Origin of the sequence: Natronincola peptidivorans, from assembly GCF_900111615.1 — a bacterium.
In the GTDB taxonomy this organism is placed as follows: Bacteria; Bacillota; Clostridia; order Peptostreptococcales; family Natronincolaceae; genus Natronincola_A; species Natronincola_A peptidivorans.
Genome location: NZ_FOHU01000019.1, coordinates 16,833 through 32,802, shown reverse-complemented (window position 1 = coordinate 32,802; position 15,970 = coordinate 16,833). Strand labels below are relative to the sequence as shown.

At 34.6% G+C, this 15,970-nt stretch carries 17 protein-coding genes; 14 read left to right on the top strand and 3 right to left on the bottom strand.

Annotated features, from left to right (window positions below; all coding sequences use genetic code 11):
* Window positions 1–20 precede the first annotated feature (20 nt).
* A complete protein-coding gene (locus tag BMX10_RS15170) occupies window positions 21–587 on the bottom strand; it encodes a hemerythrin domain-containing protein (protein WP_090446196.1) in 567 nt (188 codons plus the stop codon).
* A gap of 162 nt (window positions 588–749) precedes the next feature.
* Between BMX10_RS15170 and BMX10_RS15165 the strand changes: the two genes are divergently transcribed.
* Together BMX10_RS15165 and BMX10_RS18370 are read left to right on the top strand one after the other, a co-directional pair.
* Complete coding sequence (locus BMX10_RS15165) at window positions 750–1,496, top strand: DUF1385 domain-containing protein (protein ID WP_090446194.1); 747 nt, start codon at window positions 750–752, stop codon at window positions 1,494–1,496.
* Between the two features lie 155 nt (window positions 1,497–1,651).
* Window positions 1,652–2,251, top strand: a complete 600-nt coding sequence (locus BMX10_RS18370) for a peroxiredoxin family protein (RefSeq protein WP_330387946.1) — start codon at window positions 1,652–1,654, stop codon at window positions 2,249–2,251.
* A 55-nt stretch (window positions 2,252–2,306) separates the two neighbouring features.
* Here the strand turns inward: BMX10_RS18370 and BMX10_RS15150 are convergent, their stop codons facing one another.
* Together BMX10_RS15150 and BMX10_RS15145 are read right to left on the bottom strand one after the other, a co-directional pair.
* Window positions 2,307–2,597 carry a DUF1657 domain-containing protein gene (locus BMX10_RS15150; RefSeq protein WP_090446187.1) on the bottom strand — a complete coding sequence of 97 codons (291 nt, stop codon included), beginning with the start codon at window positions 2,595–2,597 and terminating at the stop codon, window positions 2,307–2,309.
* Between the two features lie 151 nt (window positions 2,598–2,748).
* Window positions 2,749–3,408, bottom strand: coding sequence for a hypothetical protein (locus BMX10_RS15145; RefSeq protein WP_090446185.1), 660 nt, complete (start codon window positions 3,406–3,408; stop codon window positions 2,749–2,751).
* 236 nt (window positions 3,409–3,644) lie between these two features.
* Here BMX10_RS15145 and BMX10_RS15140 point away from each other — a divergent pair, with 236 nt between their 5' ends.
* From BMX10_RS15140 to murI, 12 genes are all read left to right on the top strand, one after another.
* Window positions 3,645–3,854, top strand: a complete 210-nt coding sequence (locus BMX10_RS15140) for a hypothetical protein (RefSeq protein ID WP_090446181.1) — start codon at window positions 3,645–3,647, stop codon at window positions 3,852–3,854.
* 208 nt (window positions 3,855–4,062) lie between these two features.
* The gene (locus BMX10_RS15135) at window positions 4,063–4,284 is read left to right on the top strand and encodes an alpha/beta-type small acid-soluble spore protein (RefSeq protein WP_090446178.1); all 222 of its coding nucleotides are present in this window, start codon (window positions 4,063–4,065) and stop codon (window positions 4,282–4,284) included.
* Window positions 4,285–4,470: 186 nt separating this feature from the next.
* On the top strand, window positions 4,471–5,577 hold the full coding sequence (rodA, locus tag BMX10_RS15130) for a rod shape-determining protein RodA (protein ID WP_090446175.1): 1,107 nt from the start codon (window positions 4,471–4,473) through the stop codon (window positions 5,575–5,577).
* A 173-nt stretch (window positions 5,578–5,750) separates the two neighbouring features.
* Complete coding sequence (gene mgtE / locus BMX10_RS15125) at window positions 5,751–7,085, top strand: magnesium transporter (RefSeq protein WP_090446173.1); 1,335 nt, start codon at window positions 5,751–5,753, stop codon at window positions 7,083–7,085.
* Window positions 7,086–7,245: 160 nt separating this feature from the next.
* On the top strand, window positions 7,246–7,929 hold the full coding sequence (sleB, locus tag BMX10_RS15120; protein ID WP_090446170.1) for a spore cortex-lytic enzyme: 684 nt from the start codon (window positions 7,246–7,248) through the stop codon (window positions 7,927–7,929).
* A gap of 14 nt (window positions 7,930–7,943) precedes the next feature.
* Window positions 7,944–9,290: a germination protein YpeB gene (gene ypeB, locus BMX10_RS15115; protein WP_090446168.1), complete on the top strand. Its 1,347-nt coding sequence runs from the start codon at window positions 7,944–7,946 to the stop codon at window positions 9,288–9,290.
* An 86-nt stretch (window positions 9,291–9,376) separates the two neighbouring features.
* Window positions 9,377–10,270: a fumarylacetoacetate hydrolase family protein gene (locus BMX10_RS15110; RefSeq protein WP_090446166.1), complete on the top strand. Its 894-nt coding sequence runs from the start codon at window positions 9,377–9,379 to the stop codon at window positions 10,268–10,270.
* Between the two features lie 361 nt (window positions 10,271–10,631).
* Window positions 10,632–11,888: a glutamate 2,3-aminomutase gene (gene eam / locus BMX10_RS15105; RefSeq protein ID WP_090446164.1), complete on the top strand. Its 1,257-nt coding sequence runs from the start codon at window positions 10,632–10,634 to the stop codon at window positions 11,886–11,888.
* A 220-nt stretch (window positions 11,889–12,108) separates the two neighbouring features.
* The gene (locus tag BMX10_RS15100; RefSeq protein ID WP_090446162.1) at window positions 12,109–12,477 is read left to right on the top strand and encodes a hypothetical protein; all 369 of its coding nucleotides are present in this window, start codon (window positions 12,109–12,111) and stop codon (window positions 12,475–12,477) included.
* A 113-nt stretch (window positions 12,478–12,590) separates the two neighbouring features.
* On the top strand, window positions 12,591–13,421 hold the full coding sequence (locus tag BMX10_RS15095) for an ATP-binding protein (RefSeq protein ID WP_090446160.1): 831 nt from the start codon (window positions 12,591–12,593) through the stop codon (window positions 13,419–13,421).
* A gap of 281 nt (window positions 13,422–13,702) precedes the next feature.
* Entirely contained in the window at window positions 13,703–15,052 is a 1,350-nt protein-coding gene (locus tag BMX10_RS15090; RefSeq protein WP_090446158.1) for a glucose-6-phosphate isomerase, read from the top strand.
* A gap of 92 nt (window positions 15,053–15,144) precedes the next feature.
* Entirely contained in the window at window positions 15,145–15,966 is an 822-nt protein-coding gene (murI, locus tag BMX10_RS15085) for a glutamate racemase (protein WP_090446156.1), read from the top strand.
* The last annotated feature ends 4 nt before the right edge of the window (window positions 15,967–15,970 follow it).

The following is a 15,970-nucleotide window of genomic DNA, read 5'->3' as shown; positions in this document are numbered from 1 at the left end:
GCGACCTTTGGTCGCCCTTGTTATACGTCTAAATTATCAACATATTTTTCTAAATCCTCCAGCATACCTACATACTTTTTCTCTGTAGCTTCGCTATCCAGCCTTTCTTTAGCTGCTTCGAAGAGGTTGTCGATTTCTTGATGCATGTCAGAATCAAGGCTGTTATCAGCAAAGGTAAAAATAGCTGTATCCTCTTTATCAATATGACGATAGAGTAGGTCGGTATAGGCAATGGCATTTGCTACAATGTCCAGCTTGGCCTCCTCTGAGCCTTGTTTGGCTGCATCTAAAGCCTCCTCTAAGGTTTTAACAAACAATCTACCTAAATCATGCTCCGCCAGCATACCAAAGATAGGTCCTTGCTTTATAGCAGTACCTAATTCACTGGACATTTTATCAAACAAAATATCTTCCTCTTTACCATGATGAAACTTATCAGCATAATTCCTAATAAAATCAATGGCATCATAGTAACCCTTATAATATACTTCCTTTGTCTCAAAAGTTTGTAGAGATAGCTTTCTTATCACCTTTAGCATTCTTAAAATATTTTGATGCTCATCCATAAGTACTTTTACTGCTTTCATTGTAAATACCTCCTAATAATTAATAGATTTATTAATTATAGTATAACCATCGATAGCATTTTCAGCTGTGATATAAGTCAAAATACTTAAAGACTTTTGAAAAATATTATTATAGGCTATAATGGTAATGATATATTTTAATATTAAGCTCGGAGTGAGAAGATGAAACTAGGCGGTTATTCCCATACTAATGGCATCACTTTTTTTTGTGATGTAATAAAAATAAGAGCAATAAAAAGAAAAAAAGCAATTACCTATGAAATAGATTGGATTCTACCTAAAGGCTGGTTAAGAAAACTGGAAGGTCGGTTCTTCTTAGGTGGTTTGTTGGTGATGTACTATCAATGGAAGATTATGAATATAAAACATAAAGTATTGATGGGGACCTGTCTTACCCTGATTGTACTAGATGAAATCTTTCACCTTCCATCCTTAGACAGCTTTTTTTCGCTGTCTATCTCTCGTTATTGGCTATATGCTATACTGGCAGCAGGTATTTTATTGTACAAAAAAAGAATAGTAAAAGTTCTTCAATATCATGGTGCGGAGCATAAAGTAATCAATTGCTACTTAGAGTTTGGCTATATAAATCATTTTTTAGTAAAGAGATCCTCTAGATTCAATAAAAAATGCGGTACAAATCTAGCGGTTATTACAGTAGTATTGTATTCTGTTTTATGGTTGTTAAATATTGATTCTTTATTATCTCTTCTTGTTATCTTTTTATTAGCTATTCAGGCAGCAAAAATAATTGCTTCAAAAACTACAAAATGGGATAAATATATAAACATATTCCAATGGATCACTGTTTTAGAGCCAAAGCCAGAAGACATTGACTTAGCTATCCATGCTTTTAATAGATTACAGCAAACCTATCATCTTTATTGCAAAGAAAAAGCTAATTATTGATAAAGATTTTTCTTTGCTTTTAGAATCATATTTATTTAATCATCACTATATAGTATTATAGAACCTAAAAATAATGAAGCTTAGCCTTTGAGAGAAAAGATACGATGAAAGTTATGGTTTGTTCATAACAATACAATAAAGAGAGGCGATACAGAATGAAAAAAACGCTGATTTTCTTTTCTATGATTGCATTAATGATTATTGGAGGATTAGTTTATTTCAATACCAGTAATAGAACTATAGAAGAATCCGATAATCTGGAGATTATAGACAATCAAGGGATAACCCATAACCAACAGACAGCAGGGGAAGGGCTTGAAAGGGATGAGGTTATAGGTGTTACAATCGGAAATATTGCCCCAGACTTTACACTGAAAAACACAAAAAATCAAGAGGAAAGTTTGTGGGACTATAGAGGAAAAAATATTGTGTTGAACTTTTTTAGGTCAACCTGACCTCCTTGTGCAGCAGAAATGCCGCAACTTGATGAGTTTCATCAAGCTAATAAAAACAACAATACTGTAGTAATAGCTGTAAGTCTCTTAGAAGATGAAAAAATTGTGAATACATTTGTTGAAAAAGGAGATTATAGTTTCCCAGTATTGATGGATAAGACTGCTGAAAGTGGCTTTGAATATAAAGTGCGATTTACTCCAACCACCTATCTTATTAATACAGAAGGAAAAATCATTGATATTATCGTTGGTCCTTTAGATTTTCAGCAAATTTATGATAGGTTTCAAGCGTTGGAATAGAAATAGTAGATAAATAATAAAATGGAGGCTGCCATGGCAACCTCCATTCTATTATTTATTGAAGCTTATTTTGTTGTTGTTTGCTTTGCTGATTTTTTTGTTGATTTTGCTGCTGCTTGTTCTGTTGCTGCATACCCATGGATTGCTGTAAATACTGAGGTTCTTCACTATTTACAAAATCCACACGGGATTGCAGCATTTGCACAGTATTTTCTAGATTGGTGGACAATTGATTGAACATCTGTTTTGCCTGTTGATCCTCTGTATCCATAGAAAAGGTTTTTAAATCAGACTGTAAGCTTCTAGCACTGTTTAAAGCCTGCTCTAATTTATTAATGGTTGTCATATTCAATACCTCCATCTGATTTTTTAAAGTATAGTCTTCTTTCATTTTATAGTATCTACAAAAGGTGAAGGAATTATATTTGTAAAAAAAAGCAAATAAAAAAGCCTTCAATACTTAAATGAAGGCTTTCTAACGTGGATTTAATAAGGATTTATAGCAAAATGATAGAATGAAGAGAAACACCATTGAGATTGGAGCTATCTACAGTATAAGTATACCTAGGATTAGCCGCTTCAACAAATGCCTTTATCCAATGAAAGCGAAGGTTATACATAATCTCAGCATCCATTGCTGCTTTATCCCAATAAGGCTTATGTAGGCATTGAGTGATCTTCCACTGTATCGCTTCTTCTGTTGAAGATACTACATTGTTTACATTGTCACAGGGCATACCTTCTAGCAAATAATTATTTATTTCTTTATAGATAGAAGGGGCATTTGATACAGCTGATGAATGAGCTAAACCCATACCAAGCTGCTTTCCCTGATGTATGTATTCTTTCTCTATAATCGCTAGAGCTTCTTCCCCCAACTTAGAAAGAAAAGCTTTTATAACAGCTGATTGTCTTAACTCAACAACAGTGATTCTTTCCTGTAGCCATCCATGAATATTATTTGTATCAATTAATGCTTCTAATGGTTCTTGTGGAATGAAAGCACCATATTGCTGCTGCATCTCCTTACTGATTTCATCTATAATATTTTTATCATAGGCTGAAGATAAAGACATAATGATTTTTTTTTCTAACTCCTCAAACAGTAAGATTTTTTTAAACAACCAATGGTGAATCGGACCTAAAAATGCACTCATTTTATTACCTCCTAATATAGTTTTTAATATAAAAAAATCAGAGCAATAACCATTTCATAAAAAGCAATGATAAAGTAAGTTATATTTATAATAACCATTTACAAATGTTTTTAAAATGACAAAAGTCACAAATAAAATAAAATTATAAAAAAGTCTTTGTAACTATCACATCTTTGCTGAAAAAACATACTATAGAATAAGAACGAGATTAATTTTACTTTAAAGGAGTGAATATAATGAGTGAAATGACTAAAAATAACGATGTATTAAGCAACTTTTTTGGTGGAATTTTCGGAGGAAAAAATAGCATTTTAATAATCCTTTTAATCTTCTTACTAATAGGTCAAGGAGGATTAGGAGGATTCTGGGGCAAATTTGATGAAAACCTAATTTTAGTGTTTGTAGTGGTAATATTACTATTCAGTGGTTCCTTTAAATTCTATTAAACAAGAAACCATAGAAATCCTTTGATAGGTGCTAGTTACATTGGCACCTGTTCTTTTTTTGAGTTTCTTTAAATACATATTATTCCATTGTTTTAAAATATTAGGTTTGGTTCTAAATATTTCAATGAGTAAAAGCATAGAGACTACAGATAATAGTATTGTAGTTAAACACTACAAATTCACTATCAAGGAAGGAGGATGGCATAAAATGGCTACAAATAATAACAATACTGGAAGAAATCAATTAGTAGTTCCAGAAGCTCGCCAAGCATTAAATCAAATGAAGACTGAAATTGCTAATGAATTAGGTTTAACTAACTATGAGGCAACAGATAAAGGTAACTTGACAGCTAGACAAAATGGTTATGTTGGCGGATATATGGTTAAGAAATTAATCGAGCAAGCTGAAAGAAATATGAGTGGTAGATAATAAACCTTATGTTTAGTGACAAATAAAAAACAAAAGCGGAGCCAGTGCTCCGCTTTTGTTTTTGCAAAAATATAGGTTGAAAAAAAATAATCATTAGAGTAAACTAATTATGTAACCTATACTTGTAATGACAAGTATTCTATGGACTAATTTAATGTAATTATAATAGAAGAGGATGAATGAATCTTGAAGATTGAGAATAAATTAATAAAGAAAATCAATTATAGTTTAATAGCCGTTGTTTTAATGATATGTATCATTGGTATAATAATGATAAGTAGTGCTACCTATAGTTTAGGCTATGAGAGATTTATGAGAACACAGATTTCATCTATTATTATGGGATTAACAGCAATCATTTTTATTTTATTCATTGACTATAGTACACTGGGTAAATTATATATACCAATATATATTTTTTCCAACCTTTTATTAGTGGCGGTTTTATTATTTGGTACAGGTCAAGAACTATGGGGTGCCAATAGATGGCTTAGAATAGGAGGCTTGCAGTTTCAGCCATCAGATTTTGCTAAGCTTGGTGTTATTATCTTTCTTGCAAGAATAATAGACGATAACAAAGAAACTATGCACCAGCTATCTACTTTAGGAAAAATATTAGCTTTTGCAGCTGTACCCATGGTATTAATTGCACGTCAGCCAGACTTAGGAACCACTATGGCTTTTGCATTTTTTACCCTTGGCATGATTTTTATTGCAGGGTTAAACACCAAATATATATTTGCTACCGGGGTTATCGGCATGATTAGTGTGCCTCTTGCCTGGTTTGGCTTTTTAAAGGATTATCAAAAAGATAGAATTTTAACATTTTTAAATCCTGAGCTTGACCCTATGGGCAAGGGCTATCATGCAATACAGTCTAGATTAGCAGTAGGGAACGGAATGTTTTTTGGAAAAGGACTGTTTAATGGTACCCAAAGTCAATATGGATTTTTACCAGAAAAACATACAGACTTTATCTTTTCTGTTTTGGCAGAAGAACTGGGATTTTTAGGAGCAGGTGTGTTGGTCCTTTTATATGCTATTATGCTTATAAAATGTATTAATATTGCAAAGGATGCAAAAGATGATTTTGGTGCTTATTTAGTTATAGGTCTTACCTTTATGCTAGCCTTTCACATTTTTGCCAATATCGCTATGACCATTGGATTAATGCCGGTGACAGGGAAACCCTTGCCTTTTGTAAGCTATGGAGGAACCTTTATGCTTTCTAATATGATAGCATTAGGCTTGATCTTAAATGTAAATATGAGAAAGGATAAGATAAATTTCTAAAGATTAGAAAAGATTGGAAAAGAAAAGAATATAAATTAAAGGTGGTGGTGGAAATGGACTCAATCCCCGACGGGAGTCAAAGTGCTTTATTTAAGACAATAAAAATCAACAATGGGAGGGAATTTTCACCACTTTTGGTGGACCTCCTTCTCTAAACCAAGAGAGGTGAGAAAATGCATGAAAGATTTTTGGAATTAATTGAAGAGAAAAAGCTTGCATTACTTAAAGAAGAGCTAAAAGAAATGAGGGCCGCAGATGTAGCGGAAGCGTTTGACGAACTAGATAAGAAAAATAGTATTATTTTATTTCGATTGTTGGGGAAGGATGAAGCAGCAGAAATTTTTTCCCATTTATCCACTCAACAAAGGATGCATATTGTAGATGTTATGCATGAAAATCAATTAAATGAAATTATTGATGAGTTATACTTTGATGATATGATTGACTTCCTGGAAGAAATGCCTGCAAATTTTGTAAAGAAGGTATTAACCTCCGCTACTGAAGAAGAAAGAAAGCTAATCAACCAGTTCTTAAAATATCCTGAGAACTCTGCTGGCAGCTTGATGACCATCGAGTATGTTGACTTAAAAAAAGAAATGACAGTGAAGGAAGCATTAGAGCATATTAAAAAAACCGGTCCCGATAAGGAAACAATCTATACATGCTATGTATTGAATGAAAAAAGAAAGCTAGAGGGACTTGTATCCTTAAGAAAGCTGGTACTATTTGATGATAATTTACTAATCTCTGAAGTAATGAATGAAGATTTTATTGCTACCAAAACCCTAGATGATCAAGAGGAGATCGCTAGTATCTTTAAAAAATACGACTTATTAACACTGCCAGTTGTAGATAAAGAAGATAGACTTGTTGGCATAATAACCATTGATGATATAATGGATGTTATTGATCAAGAGACGACAGAGGACTTTCAAAAAATGGCGGCAATGGAACCCAGTGAGGAGGAGTATCTTCATTCAAGGATCTTTTCTCTAGCAAGACGAAGAATCCCTTGGTTATTTATATTGATGATAACTGCTATGTTTACCGAGGGAATCATTGGCCGGTTTGAGGATATATTAACTGCAGTAGCTGTTTTAGCCGCCTCTATTCCTATGCTGATGGATACCGCTGGTAATGCCGGCTCTCAATCCTCCACATTGATTATCAGAGGGATGGCTCTTGGGGAAATAGAGCTGGAGGATTATCTTAAAGTCTTTTGGAGAGAATTTAGAGTCAGCTTAGTGGTGGGGGTTTCCCTAGGTACAATCAACTTCTTTAGGATGCTGTTCATTAGTCAAGTTGGTGTAGCTGTTGCTATTACAGTGTCTATCACATTGGTATTAACCATTATCATGGCTAAGGTTGTAGGAGGGACACTGCCAATTGCAGCAAAAAAAATGAAGCTAGATCCTGCTATTATGGCAGGACCAATGATTACTACGATTGTAGATGCTTTAGCATTGATTGTATATTTTAGCATTGCTATCGCTATTATAGGGTTATAAAAAAAGTTCGGCTTTCTAACTTATAGTAATATAGGCTGGAAAAGCTGAGTTTTTTTATTTTTTCAAAGGATCATCTGATGGTCTACTTTTTTTTTGGATAATTTACGCTACTTCAGATAAAAATAGTAGTATTCCAATGAAAAAGTAAAGGAGGAAAAAAATGAAAAGGAGAAAGATTATTCCTTTAATCATGATATTGATTGTACTAGCTGTGACTATATTTGTACCGAAAAATACCTATGCACAAAATTTATCCTGGGGATCAAGTGGGGCAGAGGTTACAGAATTACAAAACAGATTAAGTCGATGGGGGTACTATGACGGTCCTATAAGTGGTACCTTTGGTCCTCAAACCTATGAAGCAGTTCGATTTTTTCAAAGACAAAATGGATTAACAGTAGATGGCATCGTGGGACCTCAAACAAGAAATGCTTTGGGGATGGCAGCAACAGCATCTGCCCCTGCCGCACCAGTTAGTAGAGGTGTTTCAAGAAGTGATGATGTAGAATTATTAGCTAGAACCATCCATGCAGAATCTAAAGGAGAGCCCTATGAAGGGCAGGTGGCAGTAGGAGCAGTGATATTGAACAGAATAAGAAGCGCTGACTTCCCGAATACCCTTGCAGGGGTGGTATATCAACCATGCGCTTTTGAACCTGTAAAAAGAGGTACCATCAATGAAGCGCCAAATGATTCTGCCTATAGAGCTGCAAGGGATGCTTTAAATGGATGGGATCCAACTGGCGGAGCTTTATATTTTTGGAACCCTGCCACAGCAACTAGCCGATGGATATGGACAAGAACCATTACCCTGAGAATCGGCAGGCATGTATTTGGCAATTAGAAAGGAGTGATAGGATGAGACGATATATTTTACCTACGGTTCTAGCAGTAGCTCTTATGGCAACGGGTGTTTGGGGCTACTATCAATATAATGAAAGAAATGATTATCATACATACTTGGATTTACAGTTTCAAAGACAATATTATGATTTGATAGGACATGTAGAAAATGCACAGGTGGATTTAGCAAAGGCTATGGTATCAGGTTCCAGCAACGATTTAGTAAAATATTTAAATGAGACAGTTTTTCAAGCCTATATGGCACAGGACAAATTAACCCAATTACCCTTTGATCATGGAGCAATCCGTCAAACAGAAAGATTTTTAAATCAGCTGGGGGATTATTGTACTGCTATGGTAAATAAAAGTCTAGAGGGCATTGTCCTAGATGAAGATGAGATGGGAACATTAACGGAGCTTCATGGCTATGCCAATATGCTGTCACGACAGCTGATAGAGCTGCAGCAGGATATAGCAGCAGGTGGAATAAACTTTGGAGACTTAAGAAGAGAGGGTAATAGAGATCTGGCACAATTAAACGACAGAATGGAAAAATTTAATTTAATAAATTTCCAGGAAAGAACTCAGGAGTATCCTGAACTAATCTATGATGGACCATTCTCTGAACATCTAAAGGATGTTCAACCAAGATTAGAAGGAGAAACTATTGACCAAAATCAAGCATTAGAAATTGTAGCAGACAGCTTTAGAGAGGAAAAGGTCAGAGATGTTGAAGTAGTAGGAGAAATAGAAAACACATCAATTCCTGCATATTATCTAAGGGGCACTAGAAATGGAAATGGTGAACAAGAGGTGTCCATGGCCATCAGCAAGACAGGGGGAAAAATTGTCTGGTATCTTAATCCTAGAGATATTGGAGAAAGTCAATTAGGACTGGAGGAAGCCATCAATACGGCAGAAGAGTTTTTAGTAGAAAAAGGGTATGAAGACATGGTAGCCACCTATACAACCACCTATGAAGGACAAAGTGTGATTAATTTTGCATATGAACAGGAGGATGTTATTGTATATACAGACTTAATCAAAGTTAAAGTAGCACTGGATAATGGAGACATCATAGGCTTTGAAACTGAGGGATTCCTAATCAATCACCATGAAAGGGATATTCCTGAACCTGAGATTTCAGAGGAGGAAGCAAGAGAAAGACTCTCCAGTGCAGTTGAGGTAGAAAATGCTAGACTAGCTATGATTCCTACTCCAGGGAAAAAAGAGATATTATGCTATGAGTTTAAAGTCCAATTTGGAGAGGATAACTACTTAGTGTATATTGATGCAAGGGATGGGGAGCAAAGACAGGTCCTACTTATGGTGGAGCAGGAAGACGGTACCTTAGTAATGTAAGAATTATTTGAAAAATAGACTTGAAGATACACCATCCTTCATGTACAATTAATTAAAATATACAAAAAAAGGGGGACAAGAATCAAATGTATTTTGCAACTTATTTAAAAGAAGGCAAGGAAAGATTAGGTGTATTATACGATGAAGGAAGTAAAATCATAGATGTAGCCAGCATATTAGGGGAGGACTTCTCTGTAAGTATGCTGGATTTTATTGAGAATTGTGATGAAGTAATGCTAGAAAAAATCAATGGTTATTTACAGGAAAATAAAGATGCTGAAGGTATGGAAAAAATTGGAGATGTAAAATTATGTGCCCCTATCCCACAACCAAGAAGAAGTGTTATCTGTCTTGGATTAAATTATAAAGACCATGTGGAAGAACTAAAAGCCTCTATGGGAGATCAAGCTCAGACACCAAAGGCACCTGTTTATTTTGGGAAAATGGCGACAGATATTATCGGACCTATGGATGAAATCAATAGTCATCCAAATGCAACCTCAGAAATTGACTATGAAGTAGAGCTAGCCATTATTATCGGAAAAACAGGGATGAATATTCCCATTGAAGAAGCCGAGAACTATATATTTGGATATACCATCCTGAACGACCTTTCTGCTAGAGATTTACAAAAGAAGCATGCTCAATGGATTAAAGGAAAAAGCTTAGACACTTTTACAGCTATGGGACCTTATATCATACATAAAAGTACATTACCCTTGCCGTTGAACTTAAAGATTGCTTGCAAGGTCAATGATGAGATAAGACAAAACTCTAACACCAGCAATTTAATCTTTAATATTCCCTATATCATCAGTGATCTATCTAAGGGGATGACCTTAAAAGCTGGAGACATCATTGCCACTGGTACACCAGGTGGAGTAGGGATGGGCTTTAATCCACCTAAATATTTAAAAACTGGTGATGTTATTACCTGCACCATAGAGAAAATCGGGGAGCTAGTAAATAAATTAAAGTAACAAAACAAAAAAAGTGGCGGAAAGTCACTTTTTATTTTGCAAAAAAGGCGCATATTCCAGTAATTATGAATGGAACGCAGTGCAATGAAGAATTTGTAAAGCCTTTTAAATACTAAGATTTTTCCCTAGAACTCAGAATGACAATCTTAATTTTTTCCTGTATTATTTCACTTTTTCAACAGTTTAAATATCTTCTAGATTGTTTAGAGAAAAAACATTGTTAATTTGAAAACGATATCTGCAATAAATGAAATATAAATTTCATAAAAAATTTAAAATGAAATTTTACTTGCAAAAACATTTTTTTATGGTTATACTAAGCATTATATAAATATTATAGAAAATAGAAAGGGTGCTAAGAGTGAATACTGAAGGAAGGGAAACATCTTTAAAAAGAGCCGCTGAGTTAAAAGGTAGAATCGATGATTATTTAGAAGCTAGAAAAGAAATTGACAAAGGATTAGAAATGCAAGAGGCTTTAGAAGCTAGAAAGAAAAAAATACTTGAACTCTTAGGTGGAACAGAAGAAGATTGGAAGGATTATCATTGGCAGTTAAAAAACAGAATAGCTGATGTGGGAACCTTGAGCAAAATAATAGATTTAACTGAAGAAGAGAAAAAACAGATATTAGAAGTAGGAAAAAAATTCAGATGGGGTATCTCTCCATATTACTTAAGCTTAATTAATCCTAAAGATAAATATGATCCCATTAAGCTAATGTCAATCCCTACCTATAAAGAGATGGAAGATCTATGTAATGATTTTGATCCAATGGCAGAGGAATTTACTAATCCAGCAGGAAGCATCACCAGGAGGTATCCTGATAGATTAATCATTAATGTTACTAATGAATGTGCTATGTATTGTAGACACTGTCAAAGAAGAAGAAATATTGGAGAAAAAGATGTATCTAAGACAAGGGCAATCATTCAAGAATCCATAGATTATATTAGACGAAGTGAAGAGATAAGAGATGTTTTGGTAACTGGAGGGGATTCTTTATGTCTTACAGATGAGACCCTAGAGTGGATATTGAAGCAGCTAAAGGAAATTCCTCATGTTGAATACGTGAGATTAGGTACCAGAACTTTGGTAACAATGCCTCAAAGAATAACAGAAGAATTTTGTGAAATGATTAAAAAATACCATCCGGTTTATTTAAACACCCATTTCAATCATCCCATTGAAATAACAGCTGAATCAAAGGCTGCATGTGAAAGATTGGCTAATGCAGGTGTACCTCTTGGAAATCAAGCAGTTTTGTTAAACGGCGTCAACAATGATAAATATGTAATGAGGGTTTTAAATCATGAGATGTTAAAATGTCGAGTAAGACCATACTACATATTTCATGCTAAGCATGTAGCAGGAACCACACATTTTAATACCTCTGTAGACGACGGCCTTGAAATAATGGAATATTTAAGAGGATATACCTCAGGCATGGCAATTCCTACCTTTATTTTAAATGCTCCAAAGGGACTAGGAAAAACACCGCTATTTCCAGATTATCTAATTTCTAGAGGCAGAGATTATGTAACGATTCGAACCTGGGAAGGAAAAGTAATAGAATATGAAAATCACGAAACAAAAGATATCAGAGAGTTAATAAAATAGAAAAACAGGTAACTTTTTAAAAACAAGTTTTGAAAATCCTTAAGGAAAAGGATTTTCTTTTTTTTTGTAAAAATTTCTAGAGTTAAAGTAAAGGTTTAACTCGAACTGTTAAAGGTTGAAAGAAAAAGATTTTTTTCTTAAAGTAAAAGGTGAACTTTAAGGTACAAAAGTAGAAATTTTGAATAAAAATATAATAAAGGATAAGATAGGAGGGAGGTCAATGAATATAATAGACAAACTTTCTGATGCTGTTTCACAATCCGTAGAACAACTGGGAAAAAAATCCTCAGAGATCATAGAAGTAAACAAGCTGAACCTAAATATAAGTAAGCGAGAAAGAGAGATTCAAGGATTATATGAAGAGCTAGGGCGCCATGTTTATCAACATTTGCGGGGAGAAAATTACATCAACGTACAAGATTTAGACAAATATTTTGATCAAATAAATTATCTGCAAAATGATATTGAAACCTTGCGTAGGCTAGTGATAAAAATTCAAAGGATTAAATATTGTTCAAAATGTAAGGAAGAGTTTGATGAAGAAATAGTTTACTGTCCCCTATGTGGTAAATATATTAGAGAGCAATAAAAAAATCAGAAAAAAGTGATAGAATGCACTAGTTTTTGTGAGAATCATCACATACCATCATCTATTCCTATAGTAAAATAAGCATAAGATAAAAAGTAGAGGAGAGGATTAAAATGGCACTTAGAAAAATCATAGAAATTAATGAGGAAAAATGTGATGGTTGTGGTTTATGTGTACCAAACTGTGCTGAAGGAGCTATACAGATCATCGATGGTAAAGCTAAGCTAGTTAGTGATATTTATTGTGATGGATTAGGAGCTTGTTTAGGACATTGCCCTCAGGATGCATTAAAAATTATAGAAAGAGATGCAGAAGAATTTGATGAAGAGGCGGTAGAAGAGTTTTTGAATACTCAAGGGAGGAGCTTGAAATCCAATGAAGCAGCTTCTCATAGTCACTCTAAGGATCACGATTGTGGATGCTCCAACAATGATATGAAAACACCAGCACCTAGTACTAGCAGACAACACCAACATGGCCATGGTGGTGGATGTCCTGGCAGTAGAGCGATGAAGCTAAATGAAGAACCTGCTGCTGCAGAGGCTGTAGTAAGCAGTGGAGACGTTGAAGTGAAAATCAAACCACAATTAAAACAATGGCCAGTACAATTAAAACTGGTTCCAGTAAATGCACCTTATTTTGAAAATGCTGATTTATTAGTAACAGCAGATTGTGTACCCTTTGCATATCCAAACTATCATTTAGACTTATTAAAAGGAAAAGCAGTCGTGGTAGGCTGTCCTAAGCTAGATGATCTTCAGTTTTATATAGATAAATTGACTAATATTATTTCAGTAAATAACCTTAAATCAGTTACAGTAGCCTATATGGAGGTTCCATGCTGCCAAGGAATTGTGCAAGCGGTTGACATGGCTGTAGCTAGGTCAAAAAAAGAAGTAAAGGTGAATAAACTAAAGATAGGTCTTGGTGGAGAAAAATTATAAAAATATTGAAAATCCTACATTAGTTGTAGGATTTTTCCTTTTTTTTGGTATAATAAAATGAGACTTAATTCATAAGTAGATAACCAAAAGTTTGATTTATAACTTTTGAGTTAGTCACTTAGTTTGGTTATCTAGAGGGAGCTTTTTTCTCTGGATTGTAGCCCAGGATATTTGGTGGATGTAGTGCTTGAACTGTGGCAGGTTTAAGGGAGAGTTTTAGCAATACACTGAAGGGGAAAACTATTATATAAAATAATTAACAATTATTAGGAGGTAGTATCGTGGGAAAAATAACTTTTGACTATGCCAAGGCTTTGGATTATGTAGGAAAACAGGAACTGACCGCATTGGAGCCTATGATACATGTAGCACATAAAATGCTGCATGAAAAAACCGGAGCAGGGAAGGATTTTTTAGGGTGGTTAGATCTTCCAGAAAACTATGATAAAAAGGAATTTCAAAGAATTCAAAAGGCAGCAAAGAAGATTCAAGAAAACTCTGAGGTGCTGATTGTTGTAGGAATTGGAGGATCCTATTTAGGAGCTAAGGCTGCAATTGAAATGTTAAACCATAGCTTTTATAATCTTTTACCTAGCCATCAAAGAAAAACCCCTGAAGTTTACTTTGCTGGACATAACATGAGTGCTAGATATTTAAAAGATTTATTAGAGGTGATTGAAGATAAAGATATCTCTTTAAATGTGATATCAAAGTCTGGGACTACAACAGAGCCTGCCATTGCCTTTAGAGTGTTGAAGGAGTATATGGAAAAGAAATATGGTAAAGAAGGTGCAAAAAACAGGATTTATGCCACCACGGATGCGGAGAAGGGAGCGCTAAAAACTCTAGCCAATGAAGAAGGCTATGAAACCTTTGTTATCCCTGATGATGTGGGGGGAAGATATTCTGTTTTAACAGCAGTAGGCTTGCTTCCTATGGCTGTGGTAGGGATAGATATAGAAGCTATTATGAAGGGCTCTTATGACGCCTATAAAACCTTTGATAACCTAAATCTTGAAGAAAATCATTGCTATCAATATGCTGCTGTTAGAAATATTCTATACAATAAAGGAAAAACAGTAGAAATACTGGTAAATTATGAACCATCCTTATTTTTTATAGGGGAATGGTGGAAACAGCTGTTTGGAGAAAGTGAAGGAAAGGATCAAAAGGGGATTTTTCCTGCGGCAGTAAGCTTTTCCACTGATTTACATTCTATGGGACAGTACATACAGGAAGGCAGAAGGAATATTTTTGAGACAGTTATGCATATAGAAAATATAGAAGAGGAGATTCACATCCACCAAGAAGAAAAGGATCTAGATGGATTAAACTATTTGACAGGAAAAACAGTAGATGATGTTAATAAAAACATATTTGAAGCCACACTTTTAGCCCATAATGATGGTGGTGTACCCAATCTAATCATTGGTATTCCTGAGATAAGTCCTTATTATTTTGGTTATCTTGTGTATTTCTTTGAAAAGGCCTGTGGGATCAGCGGTTATTTACTAGGGGTAAATCCCTTTGATCAGCCTGGAGTAGAGACCTACAAAAAAAACATGTTTGCACTTTTAGGCAAAGCAGGTTTTGAAAAACAAAGGGAAGAAATGCTAAAGAGATTAAAATAATTGAAGAAGACAATAATAGAGTAGTACAATAGAGCAGTACTTCTGATTGGCATATATTTTAGAAAACCATAGATAGGTAGGTGAAGGCAACGATGGAGTTAGATAGCAATTTAGCCATAGGCGTATTTGATTCGGGTGTTGGAGGCATAAGTGTTTTAGCAGAATTAATTTTTACCTTGCCGGGAGAAAAATATATTTATTATGGAGATTCAAAAAATGCCCCCTATGGAGTAAGACCGACAGAGGAGGTAAAGGCATTATCCTTTGATGTGACCAATAAAATCTTAGAAAAGGGAATCAAAGGCTTAGTAGTTGCCTGTAACACTGCTACCAGTGGTGCCATCGAGGATATGAGAAACACTATAGATATACCTATCGTTGGAATGGAGCCGGCTTTAAAACCAGCGATAGCTTTAAAAAATGAAGGAAAGATTGTTGTAATGGCTACACCAGTTACTTTGAGGGAGAAAAAATTTAATGACTTAATTCAATGCTTTCATAATAAAAACGAGATTATCAAGCTGCCCTGCCCAGGCTTAGTAGAAATCATTGAAAGAAATGGAGGCAAAGGAGAAACACTTCAAGCTTATTTAGAAGATCTTTTTACCTCCATTAAAAATGAAAGGATAGCAGCTATAGTTTTAGGATGCACCCATTATATCTTTATCAAAGAGGAGATCATTAAAGCATTGGGCAAATCAGTGGATTTAGTGGATGGAAATAAAGGAACTGCAAACCAATTGAAAAGATTATTACAAAAACAAAATCTGCTAAGGAAAGCTAAGAATCAAGGGTCTACAGAGGTTATGTTAATAAACTCTAACCATACAAAGGAGATGCTGGCTTTATGTAGAAGGTTACTAGAGGAGCATCTGAAGCAGCTTGGCTGGCAGGGAGAGATAACATATATTTGACAAA